Origin of the sequence: Azospirillum sp. TSH100 (assembly GCF_004923295.1) — a bacterium.
GTDB lineage: Bacteria > Pseudomonadota > Alphaproteobacteria > Azospirillales > Azospirillaceae > Azospirillum.
In genome coordinates this window covers 406,694-422,402 of record NZ_CP039639.1, presented here as the reverse complement: position 1 = coordinate 422,402, position 15,709 = coordinate 406,694, and the positions used below count along the sequence as shown (strand labels likewise).

At 67.9% G+C, this 15,709-nt stretch carries 10 protein-coding genes; 4 read left to right on the top strand and 6 right to left on the bottom strand.

The genetic code is table 11. From position 1 onward, the window contains the following. The first annotated feature begins 75 nt into the window (after positions 1–75). Entirely contained in the window at positions 76–1,377 is a 1,302-nt protein-coding gene (locus E6C72_RS29820; protein ID WP_109444039.1) for a D-amino acid dehydrogenase, read from the top strand. On the opposite strand, the gene E6C72_RS29815 is transcribed toward E6C72_RS29820, so the two are convergent. From E6C72_RS29815 to E6C72_RS29790, 6 genes are read right to left on the bottom strand one after another with little or no spacing between them, the layout of a single operon-like run. Then, positions 1,320–1,592: a hypothetical protein gene (locus E6C72_RS29815; protein WP_109444038.1), complete on the bottom strand. Its 273-nt coding sequence runs from the start codon at positions 1,590–1,592 to the stop codon at positions 1,320–1,322. The genes E6C72_RS29820 and E6C72_RS29815 overlap by 58 nt on opposite strands. Next, positions 1,589–2,251, bottom strand: coding sequence for a lactate utilization protein (locus E6C72_RS29810; RefSeq protein ID WP_109444037.1), 663 nt, complete (start codon positions 2,249–2,251; stop codon positions 1,589–1,591). Before E6C72_RS29810 ends, E6C72_RS29815 begins: the two co-directional genes overlap by 4 nt. Next, entirely contained in the window at positions 2,244–3,668 is a 1,425-nt protein-coding gene (locus E6C72_RS29805; RefSeq protein WP_109444036.1) for a LutB/LldF family L-lactate oxidation iron-sulfur protein, read from the bottom strand. The genes E6C72_RS29810 and E6C72_RS29805 overlap by 8 nt, the downstream gene beginning before the upstream one ends. After that, positions 3,658–4,407 (bottom strand): (Fe-S)-binding protein, encoded by a 750-nt coding sequence (locus E6C72_RS29800; RefSeq protein ID WP_109444035.1) that lies wholly within the window; start codon positions 4,405–4,407, stop codon positions 3,658–3,660. The genes E6C72_RS29805 and E6C72_RS29800 overlap by 11 nt, the downstream gene beginning before the upstream one ends. 40 nt (positions 4,408–4,447) lie before the next feature. Next, positions 4,448–7,306: an FAD-binding and (Fe-S)-binding domain-containing protein gene (locus E6C72_RS29795; RefSeq protein WP_109444034.1), complete on the bottom strand. Its 2,859-nt coding sequence runs from the start codon at positions 7,304–7,306 to the stop codon at positions 4,448–4,450. Positions 7,307–7,360: 54 nt separating this feature from the next. Then, positions 7,361–9,037 carry an L-lactate permease gene (locus E6C72_RS29790; RefSeq protein WP_109444033.1) on the bottom strand — a complete coding sequence of 559 codons (1,677 nt, stop codon included), beginning with the start codon at positions 9,035–9,037 and terminating at the stop codon, positions 7,361–7,363. A gap of 488 nt (positions 9,038–9,525) precedes the next feature. On the opposite strand from E6C72_RS29790, the gene E6C72_RS29785 reads away from it, so the two are divergent. From E6C72_RS29785 to E6C72_RS29775, 3 genes are all read left to right on the top strand, one after another. After that, entirely contained in the window at positions 9,526–10,296 is a 771-nt protein-coding gene (locus tag E6C72_RS29785; protein WP_109444032.1) for an FCD domain-containing protein, read from the top strand. A gap of 158 nt (positions 10,297–10,454) precedes the next feature. After that, a complete protein-coding gene (locus tag E6C72_RS29780; protein WP_109444031.1) occupies positions 10,455–11,924 on the top strand; it encodes a sigma-54 dependent transcriptional regulator in 1,470 nt (489 codons plus the stop codon). Then, a complete protein-coding gene (locus E6C72_RS29775; RefSeq protein ID WP_247876060.1) occupies positions 11,921–15,709 on the top strand; it encodes a response regulator in 3,789 nt (1,262 codons plus the stop codon). The genes E6C72_RS29780 and E6C72_RS29775 overlap by 4 nt, the downstream gene beginning before the upstream one ends.

Sequence of the window (15,709 nt, the reverse complement as noted above, 5' to 3'; positions counted from 1 at the left end):
CATTTTTTCTTCTGGCACGCACCTTGCGAAACCCTACCCCAAGCAAAGTCATTCATCCCTCGGGGAGCCAGTCTCATGCGCGTGATCGTTCTGGGCAGCGGCGTCATCGGTGTCACCACCGCCTATTATCTGGCGCGCGCCGGGCATGAGGTGACCGTGATCGACCGTCAGGCCGGCCCGGCGCTGGAGACCAGCTACGCCAACGCGGGCGAGGTGTCGCCGGGCTATTCCGCTCCCTGGGCGGCGCCGGGGCTGATGCTGAAGGCCGCCAAGTGGATGATGATGAAGCATTCGCCGCTGGTGATCCGGCCGAAGCTGGATCCGGCGATGTGGTCCTGGTGCCTGAAGCTGCTGGCCAACGCCAACGAGGCGAGCTACCAGCTGAACAAGAGCCGCATGGTCCGCGTCGCCGAATACAGCCGCGACTGCCTGAAGGCCCTGCGCGCCGAGACCGGCATCACCTATGACGAGCGCACCCAGGGCACGCTCCAGGTCTTCCGCACGCAGAAGCAGATGGACGCCGCCGGCTACGACATGGCGGTGCTGGAGCGCTACGGCGTTCCCTACAGCCTGTTCGACCGCGACGGCCTGACCTCGGTCGAGCCGGCGCTGGCCCATGTGAAGGACAAGCTGGTCGGCGCGCTGCATCTGCCGGGCGACGAGACCGGTGACTGCTTCCAGTTCACCAACAAGCTGGCCGCCTATGCCGCCAAGCGCGGGGTGGAGTTCCGCTACGGCGTCTCCATCCGCGGGCTGGAGAGCGACGGGCGCAAGATCACCGGCGTGCTGACCGACCAGGGCACGCTGACCGCCGACAGTTACATCGTCGCCATGGGCAGCTATTCGCCCAAGCTGGTGAAGCCGCTGGGTATCGACCTGCCGGTTTATCCGGTGAAGGGCTATTCGCTGACCCTGCCGATCACCGACGCCGCCCATGCGCCGGAATCGACGGTGATGGACGAGACGCACAAGATCGCTGTCACCCGGCTGGGCGACCGCATCCGCGTCGGCGGCACGGCGGAACTGACCGGCTTCGACCTGACCCTGCGCCAGAGCCGCCGTGGCCCGCTGGACCATGTGGTCAGCGACCTGTTCCCGAAGGGCGGCGACCTGTCGAAGGCGGAGTTCTGGACCGGCCTGCGCCCCAACACGCCGGACGGTACGCCGATCCTGGGGCCGACCCATGTCCGCAACCTGTATCTCAACACCGGCCACGGCACACTGGGCTGGACAATGTCAGCCGGCTCCGCCCGCGTTCTCGCCGACGTGGTCAGCGGCCGTCAGACCGACATCGAGATGGAAGGCCTCAGCGTCGAGCGTTACGGCCGCAAGCCGGCGGTGGCGGTGTCGCGCCCGGCGGCGGTGCGTCCCGCCTGATCTGAATACATGACCCGAGCCGCACGGCGGATGCGGGTCATCGCCAGCTCAAGAAGGGCGGCGTCGGTGATCTCGGCCCCATCCAGCCGGTGTCGCCCACGCCGCCCTTCGCATTTCTCCACCCGGTGGCCGAGGCGCCTGAGATGCAGGATCGCCTCGTAGAGCCGGGTCGGTGGCTCGGCCGTCGGACGGGCGCTGGGCGGGCGGGCCGTCATGGCTGGACCACCAGCACGATCAGCCGCTTCGGGCCGTGGACTCCGTAGGCCAGCGTCTGCTCGATGTCGGCGGTCTTGCTGGGACCGGACACCAGCAGCACGTTGGTCGGCATCGCCTGCGCCCATTCCTGCTCACGCATGACTTGTAGGAAAGTGTCGTAGAGGGCATCCGCACGCAGCAGCGCGATGTGGATGTGTGGGACCAGCGAGAGGGTGCGCGGCTCCTCGGCAGTTGGCCACAGGATCAGGCTGCCGGTCTCGGCGATGGCGCCGCGAGTGGTGGTCAGGCCAGCGTCGATGGAGTCGAAAAGCTGGGGCTTGAGGCTTTCGAGGGGCCGGTCGTAGGGGATGAGGGTGGTGGAGCCTGCGTTCCACCCCTCCACCAGCCGCTTCCCCGCATCCGTCTCCGGCGCGTAGAGCAGCGACCCCACGCCCTCGCGCGCCAGGAAGTCCCGCAGCACCGCCGGCCAGTCGGCCTCGGTCGCGTCGAGGAACTCCGTATGCACCGCCTCCATCAGGCGGCGGATGCGGGGCAAGCGTTCCTCATTCGGCCACTGCTTGGCCTCAATCGGCGCGTAGTCCGACACCGGCGGGGTCAGCGGGTGGGCGTCGCGCGTCGTGCGCAGCTTGCTCAGAATCGAGGTACGGGCGTCAGACATCGGGAATCCCCTTGGCGCGGGCAAGGTCGTGCAGGGTGCGGCTGGCGAAGCGCGGCTTGGTGCGGACGTTCGTCCATTCCTTCAGCATGGGCAGAGACGAGGGTGCCGCGTTGCCGAGCTTGCTCATCGCCGCGGTCGCAAAGCGGTAGGCGGTGGGGGAGGCGTTCATTGCCGCCCAGCCGCTCCATACCATCGCTTCCGTCCGGCTGGCCTGGGCACCGCCGTCCTTCACCGCACCGCCGGGCATCACCGCCTCCACCCGCAGCCGTCCCATGATCTCGACGATCGGGATCTTCACCGGGCAGATCTCGACGCAGGCGTTGCACATGGTGCAGGCGTGGGGCATGGCGCCGCGCTTGGCCAATCCCTCGATCTGCGGCACCAGGATCTTGCCGATGGGACCGGGATAGGGCGCCTCATAGGCATGACCGCCGACCTTGGTGTAGACCGGGCAATGGTTCATGCAGGCGCCGCAGCGGATGCAGCGCAGCGTGTCGCGCAGCTCCGGGTCGGCGTAGATGCCGGAGCGGCCATTGTCGAGGATGACCAGATGCACCTCGCGCGGTCCGTCCTGCTCGCCGGGTTTGCGGGGGCCGGAGATCATGTTGACGTAGGTGGTGATCGGCTGGCCGGTGGCGGAGCGTGGCAGCAGGCTGATCACCGGCGGAACATCCTCCAGCTTTTCCACCACCTTCTCCAGCCCCATGAAGGCGATGTGGACCGGCGGCACCGTGGTGCACATGCGGCCGTTGCCCTCATTCTCGATCAGGCAGAGAGTGCCGGTCTCCGCCACCGCGGCGTTGACGCCGGACATGCCGACATCGGCGGCCTGGAACTTCGCGCGCAGCACCCGGCGGGCGAGGTCGGTCAGATAGGCCGCATCCTCCCGGCTTTCGGCATCCTTGATCTTGCGCTTGAACAGATGGGCGATCTGCTTGGTGTTCAGGTGGATCGCCGGCATGATGATGTGTGACGGCATGGTGCCGTCCAGCTGCACGATGTATTCGCCGAGATCGCTTTCCAGCACCTCGATGCCGTCCTTTTCCAGAACGGCGTTCAGGTGCATCTCCTCCGTCACCATCGACTTGCCCTTGACCACCAGCTTGGCCTCAACCCGGTGCAGGATGTCGAGCGCGATGGCGTTGGCCTCGTCCGTGGTGGCGGCCCAATGGACGGTGATGCCGTTGCGGGTGCAGGTCTCCTCCAGCTTTTCCAGCAGTTCCGGCAGCTTCGACAGGGCGCGCAGCCGGACCGAGGCGGCGAGTGCCCGCACGCCATGCCATTCGCCGGCATCGGCGAACTGGACGGCGCGCTTGCTCATCAAGCCATCCATGGCGCGGCGGAAATTGCCGCGCAACTGCGGGTCGGCCAACGCCGCGAGCGAGGCGGCGGCGAAATCCGGTGCGTTACCGTCCATGGATGCGCTCCTTCAGGAACTGGGCGATGTGCTGGCCGCGTGCGGCCTTGGCACCGGCTTCCAGAGCGCCGGTGATGTTCAGCAGGCAGCCGCAGTCGCCCGACACCACGCGGGCGGCACCGGTGCCCTCGATGTCCGCCACCTTGTCGCCGACCATCGCGGCGGAGATCTCCGGATGGCGCACGGCGAAGGTGCCGCCGAATCCACAGCATTCCTTCTCCCGCTTCAGCTCCACCAATTCGACATTGGCGAGCTGGCGCAGCAGTGCCTTCGGTTCCTCGACAACACCCATCTCGCGCTGGGCATGGCAGGAGGCATGCCAGGTGACGCGCACAGGTTCGCCCTTGTCGGTGAGCTGGACGTCCAGCACATGAACGAGGAACTGGGTCAGCTCCCAGACGCGCGACGACACCTGTACCGCCTTGGCCTCGTCCGGCTCGCCATGGAACAGGTCGGGCCAGTGCTTCTTCATCATGCCGGCGCAGGAGCCCGACGGCACGACGATGGGATCGTCACCGGGGAACAGGTCAAGCTGCGAGCGGGCGACCTTCAGCGCCTCAGTCCGGTAACCGGAATTGTAGGCGGGCTGGCCGCAGCAGCTCTGGCCCTGGGGGAAGACGACGGTCAGGCCCTGCGACTGCAACAGCTCGATCCCCGCCATGCCGGCGTCGGGGAAGAACAGGTCGACCAGGCAGGTGCCGAAGTAATAGACGCGGGTCGGTTTGGGAATGGCGGACATTGGGCGCTTCCTCACGGGCATTCTTATGGGCGGGCGTCGTTCAGAAGGCGGGTTCCGCCACCCGTACCCTCTCCTCCACCTTCGCAGTCGCGCAGGCGTCGACCAGATAGACGATGGAGCGGTAGGGCACGCCCGCCTTGTCGGACAGCCCGATCTCGCAGGTGCGGCTGGTGGAGTAGCCCGACGCGCAGCCCTCCGGCACCGCGGCCGGCAGGTGGCGCAGGGCGTGGGCGTTGAGTTCGGGCGTGGTGAAGCCCTTGTCGCCGGCAAATCCGCAGCAGCCGACGTCCGGCGGGACCACCACCGTCTCGGCGCAGGCCTTCGCCACCGCGGTCAGGGCGCCGTCCAGCCCCATCCGGCGGGTGGAGCATGTCAGGTGCAGCATCACCGGCTCCGCCGCCTTCGCGATGTCGAGGCGGGGCAGGGCGAACTCGCTGAGGAACTCCGCCACGTCGAGGATGCGCAGGCCGGCGTCCGTCAGGCGCTTCTTCAGGCGCAGGGCACAGGGGCTGGTGTCCATCACCACCGGATAGCGGCCGCCGCGGCTTGCCTTGGACAGTGCGGCCAGCATGGCGTCGGCCTTGGCATCCGCCGCCTCGATCAACCCCTTGCTCTCCAGCGGCATGCCGCAGCACTGGCCGTCCGCCGCCTCCGGATAGAGGATGCGGAAGCCGGCCTTGTGCATCACCGATTCGACGACCTCGGGCAGCGGGCGCTGCTGAGGATCGCTGGCGGCGGGCCCCATGGTCCGGCTGACGCAGCTGGGGGCGTAAACCACAGTCGGCACATCGTCGGCGGCAGTGGTGTCCGGGTGCGGCGAGAAGGTCGCCGCAGTCGGCAGATTGCGCGGAAGCGAGGGCAGGTTGCCGCCGGTCAGCAGGCGCGCTGCCGCCTGGGTGGTGCCATGCCCCACCGTGCGGCGGGCGAGGTCGGCTAGCCGCAGGCCGGTGCGGGCGAGGCCCAGCGTTCCCTCCATATGGTCGGCGACCAGCGCCCCGGCTTTGCGAGCCATCGCGCCGCGCCGCTCGCCGCGCATGGACTTGATCAGCAGTCCGGTCTCGATCCCCACCGGGCAGGCGGTGGCGCACAGGCCGCAGGCAGCGCAGGTGTCGATACCCTGGTATTCATAGGCGGCGGCGATCTCGGCCAGACGAGGGGCATCGTCACCGGCAGCATTCAGCCGTGCCATTTCGCGTCGGCCGACGATGCGCTGGCGCGGCGACAGGGTGAAGCGGTGGGACGGGCAGGTCGGCTCGCAGAATCCGCACTCGATGCAGGTGTCGACCAGCGGGTCGGCGGGCGGCAACGGCTTCAGGTTCTTCAGATGGGCCTGCGGGTCGCCGTTCAGGATGACGCCGGGGTTCAGCAGGCCGTCGGGATCGAAGAGATCCTTGATCTCCTTCATCAGGCCATAGGCCTGCGGACCCCATTCCATCTCGACGAAGGGGGCCATGTTGCGGCCGGTGCCGTGCTCCGCCTTAAGGGAGCCGTCGTAGCGGGTGACCACCAGCTCCGCGACATCGTCCATGAAGCGGCGGTAGCGGTCGATCTCCTCCTGGCTGTCGAAGGCCTGGGTGAAGACGAAGTGCAGGTTCCCTTCCAGCGCGTGGCCGAAGATGATCGCCTCGTGATAGCCGTGGCGGACGAACAGCGCCTGCAACTCGCGCGTCGCTTCGGCCAGCCGGGGCAGAGGGAAGGCGACATCTTCGATGATGACGGTGGTGCCGGTCTGGCGGATGGCCCCGACCGCCGGGAACAGGCCCTTGCGGATCTTCCAGAAGCCTTCGCAGGCCTTGGCGTCGGTGGTGAAGCGGGTATCGCCGATGGTGGCGCAGCCGGCCAGCACCGCGGCGATCTGCACCACGTTGGCGTCGAGCGCGGCGGCACTCTCGGCACGGGTCTCCACCAGCACCGCCGCCACCTCGGGACCGAAGCCGCGGATCTGTGGCGGCATGCCCGGCTTGTCCTGGATGGAGCGGAGCGAGGCGCGGTCCATCAGTTCGGCGGCGTCGACCGGGGCGGCCTTCAGCAGGGCCACCGCGCGGCAGGCCTCGGCGATGTCGGGGAAGAACAGCAGCGCGCTGGCCTTGTGCGGATGCTCCGGCACGGTGCGCAGCGTGATGGCGGAGATGAAGCCCAGCGTGCCTTCCGACCCGATCATCAGGTGTTGAAGGATGTCGACCGGGTCCTCGTAATCCACCAGGGCGTTCAGGCTGTAGCCGGTGGTGTTCTTGATGCGGAACTTGTCGCGGATGCGGCCGGCCAGCGCCCCGTCGGCGCGGGTACGGGCGCCAAGCGCCGCCAGCCGGTCGAGCAGGGGGCCATGGCTGTCGCGGAAGCGGCTGCGGCTGTCCGGGTCGGCGGTGTCCAGCGCCGTGCCGTCGGTCAGAACCAGCCGCATCGATTCCAGCGTGCGGTAGCTGTTCTGCGCGGTGCCGCAGCACATGCCGCTGGCGTTGTTGGCGGCGATGCCGCCGATCTTCGCGGTGGCGATGGAGGCCGGATCGGGACCGATCTTGCGCCCCAGCGGGGCGAGGCGGCGGTTCGCCTCCGCCCCGATCACGCCGGGTTGCAGGGTGACGGTGGCAGCCGCCGGACCGATTGTGCAGCTCCGCCAGCCGTCGCCCAGCACCACCAGCACGCTGTCGCTGACCGCTTGCCCCGACAGGCTGGTGCCGGCGGCGCGGAAGGTTACCGGAACCTTGTGGCCGCGTGTGATGCGCAGCAGCCGCACCACCTCCTCCTCCGTCTCCACCAGCGCCACGATCTTCGGGATCAGCCGGTAGAAGCTGGCATCCGTACCATAGGCCAGCGTGCGCAGCGGGTCGGTGACCAGCCTTGCCTGCGGGATGACGGACTGAAGCTCGGCCAGCACGCGGTCGTAAGGGGCGGGCAGCATTGGCGGCGTCTCCTGCTGGGGGGAGGAGGTAGTGAGGTTGAAGTGATCGGCCGGTTAACGGCCGATCACCATCATGGTGAAGGGCCAGAGATAGGCCTGGGCCATCACCAGCAGGCCGACCAGCGCGGTCAGCGCCAGCGAGTGCCAGATGACGAAGCGCAGGATCTTGCCCTCATGCCCATGCCACTTGGTGGCGACGGCGGCGACGACGATGCTCTGGGCGTCGATCATCTTGCCCATCACGCCGCCCGAGCTGTTGGCGGCGGCCATCAGCGTCGGCGGTAGGCCGAGCTGTTCCGACGACACCTTCTGCAGGCTGCCGAACAGCACGTTGGATGCCGTGTCCGACCCGGTCAGCGCCACGCCCAGCCAGCCCAGGAAGGTGCCGAAGAACGGGTAGAGGAAGCCGGAGTTGGCGAAGGCGAGGCCCAGGGTGGTGTCCAGGCCCGAGTAGCGGGTGGTGTAGCCCAGCGCCAGCATCGCCGAGATGGTCAGCAGCGAGTTGCGGATGGCGTAGAGGGTGCGGCCATAGGTCTTCACCATCGCCACCGGCGAATAGCCCATCAGGAAGCCGGAGATGACGGCGGCGATGAAGATGCCGGTGCCGGTGGCCGACAGCCAGTTCAGCGTGTAGACGGCGGCCTCCGGGTGGGCCTTAGGCACCACCGGCGGAACGCGCATCACCATGTTGTGCAGGCCGTCGATCGGGAACTTGAAGATCGATACGCCGTCGAGGAAGGTCTTGACCTCTGGGATGCCCCACAGGAAGACGAGGACGCTGAGGATCGCCCAGGGCATCCAGGCGCGGCGGACCTCCGCGGCGCTGTAGCCGTGGTTGCGGCGCGCCTCGCCCTGGACCACGGCGGCGCCGACACCCTGGGTCAGGGCAGAGGCCCCGCCAGAGGTGTGCCAGATCGCCTTCGGGTGCCAGACCTTCAGGAACAGGGTGACCGAGACCAGCGAGACGATGGCGGCGGCGACGTCGACCAGCCAGGGGCCGTGGTAGTTCGACACGAAATACTGCGGCACGGCGAAGGACACGCCGGCGACCAGGATGGCCGGCCAGATCTGGATCATGCCGCGCCAGCCGGCGAAGGCGACGATCAGCCAGAAGGGCACCAGCACCGAGAAGAAGGGCAGCTGACGGCCGATCATCGCCGACAGGTCCAGCAGCGGCAGGCCGGTGACCGCCGCCAGCGCCAGCACCGGGGTGCCCAGCGCGCCATAGGCGACCGGGGCGGTGTTGGCGATCAGCGACAGGCCCGAGGCGGCCAGCGGGGTGAATCCCAGACCGATCAGCATGGCGCCGGTCACGGCGACCGGCGTACCGAAGCCGGCGGCCCCCTCGAAGAAGGCGCCGAAGCAGAAGGCGATCAGCAGGAGCTGGAGCCTTCGGTCGTTGGTGATGCCGGTGATGCTTTCCTGCAGGATCTTGAACTGCCCGCGCTGCTCGGTCAGGTGATAGAGGAAGATGATGTTGATGACGATCCAGCCGATCGGCAGCAGGCCGTAAGCCGCACCCAGCAGCGCGGTCTTTCCCGCCATCGCCATCGGCATGCCGAACACGGCGACGGCCACCGCCAGCGCGGTCGCCAGACCCAGCAGGGCGGCGCGATGCGCCTTCATGTGGAAGATGCCGAGACCACCCAGCATCACCAGGACCGGCAGCGACGCGAACAGCGTCGACAGCCAGATGTTGTTCATCGGGTCGTAGACTTGCGACCAGCTCATCGTCAGGGGTCTCCTTCTCGGGGAGTGATGTCGGTCCGAACGGTGTCCCGGGAGAAGGCGAGCCGCAGTCGGTCGCACCCCGCCTTGCCCGCGCCTGGAAGGCGGCGCGGGGGAAGGCCGGATGGTCGGCGAAGCGGAGGCGTTCACCGCCGCCGGGGTCTTGCGGCCCCGATGCTTGCGGTGCGGATGCGCCCTTGCGGGTGCTGGTCCGTCCTGTCCCGGTACGTGTGGATGCACTTTCCGCTCCGGCCGGTTTGGGGAAGAACCCCTTGCCAATCCGGCAGCGCTGGACATCTCTTATCCATACGGTGAGCTTTGGATAAAATATTTTACCAGACTGTGCAATGGCTGAATCGTTTGCCAGCCGACCAACTTTGGTAGGGGGGACGGCAAGGGTGCGACCTCGCCGGCCGCCGCCACTCTGGACGCCTGTTCCGTCCACCGGTATTGAAGAGGACCAAGACGTGCAGGGAGAGGCCGCCCACCCAATGCAGGGGACGATCAAACCGGCCAAGCTGGCCGACGCCATTGCCGAGCATCTGGAACGGCTGATCCTGGAGGGCGCGCTGCGTCCCGGAGAGAAGCTGTTGGCCGAACGCGAATTGGCGGTGAAGCTGGACGTGTCGCGCCCGTCGCTGCGCGACGCCATCGCCAAGCTGGAGGAGCGCGGCCTGCTGGTCACCGGGCGCGGCGGCACCCATGTCGCCAGTTTCCTGTCGCAGATCGCCGATCCGCTGATGACGCTGATGCGCAACAAGCCGGACGCGTCCTTCGACTATCTGGAGTTCCGCCGCTCCATCGAGGCGGCGGCGGCCGGGCTGGCGGCCCAGCGGGCAACCGACCTGGATCGCGACGGCATCCGCGCCATCGTCGCCCGCATGCAGGCTGCCCACGGCAAGGACGATAGTTCGGAAGAGGCGGACTCCGACGCCGATCTGCATCTGGCGATCTATGAGGCAGCCCACAATGTCGTCATGCTGCACATCATGCGGACGCTGTCCGACCTGCTGCGCAACGACGTGTTCTACAATCGAACCGACCTTTACTCCCGGCCGGGGGTGCGCGACCTGCTGCTGCAACAGCATCTTGCCATCGCAGACGCGGTGCTGGCCGGCGATGCGGCTGCCGCCAGTGCCGCGGCCGAGGCCCATGTGGAGTTCACCTTGCAGACCCTGCGTGAAATCCGCGAGCACAATGCCCGTGTCCAGGTCTCGCTGCGACGGATCGGGCGGACGGACCTGATCGACAGCGGGGTGTGAGGGCGGCGGCTTCCCGTCAGGTTGCTGTGACGAAGGTACTATGCCTGTGGGCTTGCCCTGACTGGCGGTAGGTCCTTGGTCGGGTTAAGCTGAGGCTTATATCTATAATCACCGTCTGTCCGACCAGATTGCCCGCCCAGCTTGCCCGAGTGCCGCCCTTGTCTTCCTCGTCCCCTTCGCCCGTACCCGCGCCGTCGTCCAAGAAGCGCCGGATCCTGCTGATCGAGGATACGGTTCCGCTCGCCAAGCTCTACATCGAGTTCCTGCGCGCGGAGTCCCATGAGGTCGTGCATTGCACCCGCGGCAGCGAGGCGCTGGATGCCGCGGCGGCGGCGGCGCCCGATGCGGTGATCCTCGACCTGAAGCTGCCGGATATGGATGGGCTGGAGGTGCTGCGGGCGCTCCAGGCCCGCGACTCCAGCGTCTCGGTGGTCATCATCACCGCCCATGGGTCGATCGATCTGGCGGTGGAGGCGATGAAGCTCGGCGCCTTCGACTTCATCGTGAAGCCGTTCAACGCCGACCGCCTGAATCTGACCCTGCGCAACGCGCTGGAACGGCGCGCGCTGGCCCGCATGGTCGAGGGCTACCGCAAGGATTTGGACCGCGGGCGCTTTCACGGCTTCATCGGCAGCTCGCCCGAGATGCAGGCGGTCTACCGCACGATCGAGAGCGTGGCCGCCAGCCGCGCCAACGTCTTCATCACCGGCGAGAGCGGGACCGGCAAGGAGGTGGCGGCCCAGGCCATCCACCGCGCCAGCCCGCGGCGCGACGCCGCTTTTGTCGCGCTGAACTGCGCCGCGATTCCCAAGGATTTGCTGGAATCGGAGATCTTCGGCCATGTGAAGGGCGCCTTCACCGGCGCGGCGGGGGACCGGCCCGGTGCGGCGCTGCTGGCCGACGGCGGCACCCTGTTCCTGGACGAGATCTGCGAGATGCCGATCGATCTCCAGAGCAAGCTTCTGCGTTTCGTCCAGACCGGCACGGTCAGCCCGGTCGGCAGCGGCCGGGAGGAGCGGGTTGACGTGCGCTTCGTCGCCGCCACCAACCGCGACCCGCTGGCGGAGGTGCAGGCCGGCCGGTTCCGCGAGGATCTCTATTACCGCCTGCATGTCATCCCGCTGGCCCTGCCGCCGCTGCGCGACCGTGGCGACGACGTGATCGAGATCGCGCGCTGCTTCCTGATCGACTATGCGCGGGAGGAGGGAAAGGCGCTGTCGGCCTTCGCGCCGGAGGTGGAGGCGCGGCTGCGCGCCCATGACTGGCCGGGCAACGTCCGGCAATTGCAGAATGTCGTCCGCAATGTGGTTGTGCTGAACGATGGGCCGCAGGTGACGCTGGACATGCTGCCGCCGATGGGCGGCCCTGCGCTCTGCGGCCCGGAGGCCGGAGCGGTTCCCTGCGCCGCCTGCGGGGCCCCGATGGCCGGCACGCCCGAGGAGGACGATGACGCCGTGCGGCCGCTGTGGCAGGTCGAGAAGGAGGTGATCCTAAAGGCGTTGCGCCTGACCGGCGACGATGTGCCGCGTGCCGCCCTGATGCTGGAGATCAGCCCCTCCACCATCTACCGCAAGCTTCAGCAATGGCGCAGCGCCGAAAGCCGCTCCGCCGGGGAGACGGCTGCGTGAGTGCGGAAGTGGCCGACGGCGCGGTGATGGCGCATATTCCGGCCGCCCTGCCGCCGGACGAGGGCCGCCGGCTGGCGGTTCTCAACTCCTACTGCATTCTCGATACCCCGGCCGAACCGGGCTTCGACAACATCACGCGGCTTGCCCAGCATTTCTTCCGCACCCGCATCGCGCTGGTTTCGCTGATCGACCGCGAACGTCAATGGTTCAAGAGCCGGGTCGGGCTGGAGGCGACGGAGACCCACCGCGATTTCGCCTTCTGCGCCCATGCCATTTGGGAAGACGGCGTTCTGGTGGTGCCCGACGCGACGAAGGATCCGCGTTTCGCCGGGAACCCCCTGGTCACCGGGGCGCCCCACATCCGCTTCTATGCCGGCGCGCCGCTGGTCGCGGACGGGCAGAGGCTGGGGACGCTGTGCGTGATCGACGACACGCCCCGGGATGGCTTCGACGCGCGCGAGGCGGAAACGCTGACCCAGCTCGCCCAGCTGGTGGTGGACGAGATGACGCTGCGCCGCGAGGTGGCGCGGCGCGAGCAGGCGGAAGCGGAGCTGAGCGACCGCTCTCGTCTGCTGAATCTTGCCGAGGAGATCGGCCAATTCGGCCACTGGTACATCGATTTCGTCACCGGCGCCCGCCGCTGGTCCGATGAGGTCTACCGCATCATGGGGCTGGCGCCCGGGCAGGAGCCGCCGACGGTGGAGCTGTCGCGCACCTGTTACCATCCCGATGACCTTCCGCGTCTTTCCGCTCTGGCCGAGCGGGCGAGGGAGACCGGCGAAGGGTTTTCGGTCGAGATGCGGGTCATCCGGCCCAACAGGGAATTGCGGCACGTCTTCATCCGCGGGATGGCCGAATGCGGGGCCGACGGCCGGCCGGTCGGGCTGCTCGGCGTCGTCCAGGACATCACCGACTCCAAACGGGAAGAGGCGGAACTGCGGTCGAACCGCGAGCTTCTCGACCTGACCGTCCAGGCGACACGGGACGGCATCTGGGACTGGAACCTGGAAGGCGGTGGCATCTGGTTCTCGCCCACCTGGAAGGAACAGCTCGGCTACCGCGACGGCGAGCTGGAGAACAGCCTGGACATGTGGGCCGGCCTGATCTTCGAGGAGGATCGGATCGCAGCACTGGAGACGGTCCGCGCCTACAATGCCGGGCTGATCCCGAAATTCGAGGCGGTGCAGCGCTTCCGCCACAAGCAGGGCCACACCGTCTACATCCTCAGCCGCGCCATCCACATCCGTGATGCCCAGGGTCGGGTCGTGCGCATGGTCGGTGCCCATACCGACATCACGCGCGAGAAGCGGGCGGAAGAGGAGCTGCGGCTCGCCAAGCAGACGCTGGACGACGCGATCGAGGCGGTGCCGGAGGGGCTGGCCTATTTCGATGCCGAGGACCGGCTGATCCTGTGCAACGAGCGTTACCGTGAAGCCCATCCGCTGACGGCGCCGCTGATGACTCCCGGTCGCCCGTTCGAGGACATCCTGCGCGCCGCTGTCGCCAATGGGGAATTCGCCGGCAACCCGGACGGACCAAGCGACGAGGTGTGGATCCAGGCCGAATTGGCCCAGCACCGCAATCCAGGCATGCCATTCGAGCGCGAACTGCCCGATGGCCGCTGGATCGTCGTTGCCGAGAACCGGACCAGCAACGGGTCGTTGGTCTGCACCCGCACCGACATCACCGAGCGCAAGCGCTTCGAGGCGGAGTTGCAGCGTCAGGCCGCCGACATGTGCGCGCTGGCCGAAGGGCTGGACGCCGCCCGCGAGGAGGCCGACGCCCTGCGTGCCCGCGCCGAGGCGGCGACCCAGGCGAAGTCGGAATTCCTGGCGGCGATGAGCCACGAGATCCGCACGCCGATGAACGGCATCATGGGCATGACGGAGCTGCTGTTCGACACCCCGCTGACTCCCGAGCAGCACCAGTTCGCCCAGGCCATCCGCAGTTCGTCAAACGCGCTGCTGACCATCATCAACGACATCCTCGACATCTCCAAGCTGGAAGCCGGACGGGTCACCATCGAAACGCTGCCCTTCGATGCTGCCGATCTGGTGGAGGGAGTGGTGGAGCTGCTGACCCCGCGTGCGTACGAGAAGGGGATCGAGATCGGCTTCTACATCGACCCGCTGCTGCGCCGGACGCTGCTGGGCGATCCGACGCGCATCCGGCAGATCCTGGTCAATCTGGTCGGCAACGCGGTGAAGTTCACCGACCAGGGCTCCGTCGCCGTGGAGCTGGAGGCGCTGGAAACCACGGACGCCCATCTGGTGATGCGCATCACCGTGACCGATACCGGCATCGGCATCCCCGACGAGGCGCTGCCGAGCCTGTTCAACAAATTCCAACAGGTGGACGGCTCGATCACCCGCAAGTTCGGTGGCACCGGCCTGGGGCTGGCGATCTGCCGCCAGCTGTCGGAGCTGATGGGCGGCAGCATCGCGGTGGAAAGCAGCCTGGACATCGGTAGCCGATTTCTGGTCGATCTGCCGCTGGCCCTGGCGGAGGAGGCACCGACGCCGGCTGAACGGCCGCTGGCCGGACGCCGGGCCCTGGTGGTCGACGATCTGGCGGTGAACCGTCGCGTGCTTGCGTCGATGCTCGACAGCCTGGGGGCCCGGCCGACCACGGTGGACAACGGTTCCGATGCGCTGGAGGCGTTGCGGCGCGGGGTGGCCGGTGGCCGGCCTTTCGACGTGGTGCTGGCCGACCAGACCATGCCGGATATGGGGGGCGACGCGCTGCTGGCGGCGATCGCCGGCGAGCCGGCGCTGGCGGAAACACGGCGGGTGCTGATCGTCACACTGGGACCGGCCTCGCGCAGCGAAAGCGGACCGGCCTCTGGCCTGGCCCATGCCACTCTGAACCGCCCGCTGCGCCAGACTTCGTTGTCCGCTTGCCTGACAGGGCTGTTCGCCACGGGGGCTCCCAGCACGTCTGTTTTGCCGTCTCCGGATTCCACAGCAGCGGAGGCGCCGCGCCGTGGCCACATCCTTCTTGCGGAGGACAACCGCACGAACCAGCTGTTTGCCACCACTCTGCTGCGCCGGCTGGGCTATACAGTGGAAGTGGCGGAGAATGGGGAGCAGGCGGTGGCGGCTGCCTGCCACGGCGGTGTCGATCTGGTGCTGATGGATGTCCAGATGCCGGGGATGGACGGGCTGGAGGCCGCCCATGCGATCCGTGCCGGTGGTGGTGCGCTGGCCAGCCTGCCGATCATCGCCCTGACCGCGGATGCCATGCCGGGCACGCGCGAGTTGTGCCTGCGGGCTGGCATGAGCGACTATCTGACAAAGCCGATCAGCCGTGCCGGCCTGTTGTCGGCGCTGGACCGCTGGATCGGCACGGTCGCCCTCCCGGCCGCCGCGGTAGAGACCGGCGACAGTCGAAAGGAGGATGGCGATGATTTGGGCGACGAGGTCCTGGACGAGGCCGTGCTGACCGATCTGGTCGGGACGGTGGGCTCTGAGAATCTGGCTTTGATCGTCGACAGTTTTCTGGAAGATGTCTCGAGTCGGCTGGACCGGCTGTCGGCAATGGCAGACGCCATGCAGGCCGGCACCGTCGATCTGCGCGCGCTGGCGCAGGAGGCGCACGACCTGTCGAGCCTTGCCGGCAGTTTCGGCGGCATGGCGGTCATGCACCTTGCCTGGAGGATGGAGGTTCTCTGCCGCAACGGCGACAGGGATCAGGCGACCCAGCTTCTGCCGGTTCTGCTGCGCGGGGCCGCCCGGTTGGAGAGGAGCTTGCGCGAGCGCACCGGCATGCGGGGGGCGGGGGGCTGA

Coding starts and splice junctions, on each gene's coding strand:
- E6C72_RS29820 (WP_109444039.1), top strand. CDS start 76: ATGCGCGTGATCGTTCTGGGCAGCGGCGTCATCGGTGTCACCACCGCC.
- E6C72_RS29815 (WP_109444038.1), bottom strand. CDS start 1,592: ATGACGGCCCGCCCGCCCAGCGCCCGTCCGACGGCCGAGCCACCGACC.
- E6C72_RS29810 (WP_109444037.1), bottom strand. CDS start 2,251: ATGTCTGACGCCCGTACCTCGATTCTGAGCAAGCTGCGCACGACGCGC.
- E6C72_RS29805 (WP_109444036.1), bottom strand. CDS start 3,668: ATGGACGGTAACGCACCGGATTTCGCCGCCGCCTCGCTCGCGGCGTTG.
- E6C72_RS29800 (WP_109444035.1), bottom strand. CDS start 4,407: ATGTCCGCCATTCCCAAACCGACCCGCGTCTATTACTTCGGCACCTGC.
- E6C72_RS29795 (WP_109444034.1), bottom strand. CDS start 7,306: ATGCTGCCCGCCCCTTACGACCGCGTGCTGGCCGAGCTTCAGTCCGTC.
- E6C72_RS29790 (WP_109444033.1), bottom strand. CDS start 9,037: ATGAGCTGGTCGCAAGTCTACGACCCGATGAACAACATCTGGCTGTCG.
- E6C72_RS29785 (WP_109444032.1), top strand. CDS start 9,526: ATGCAGGGGACGATCAAACCGGCCAAGCTGGCCGACGCCATTGCCGAG.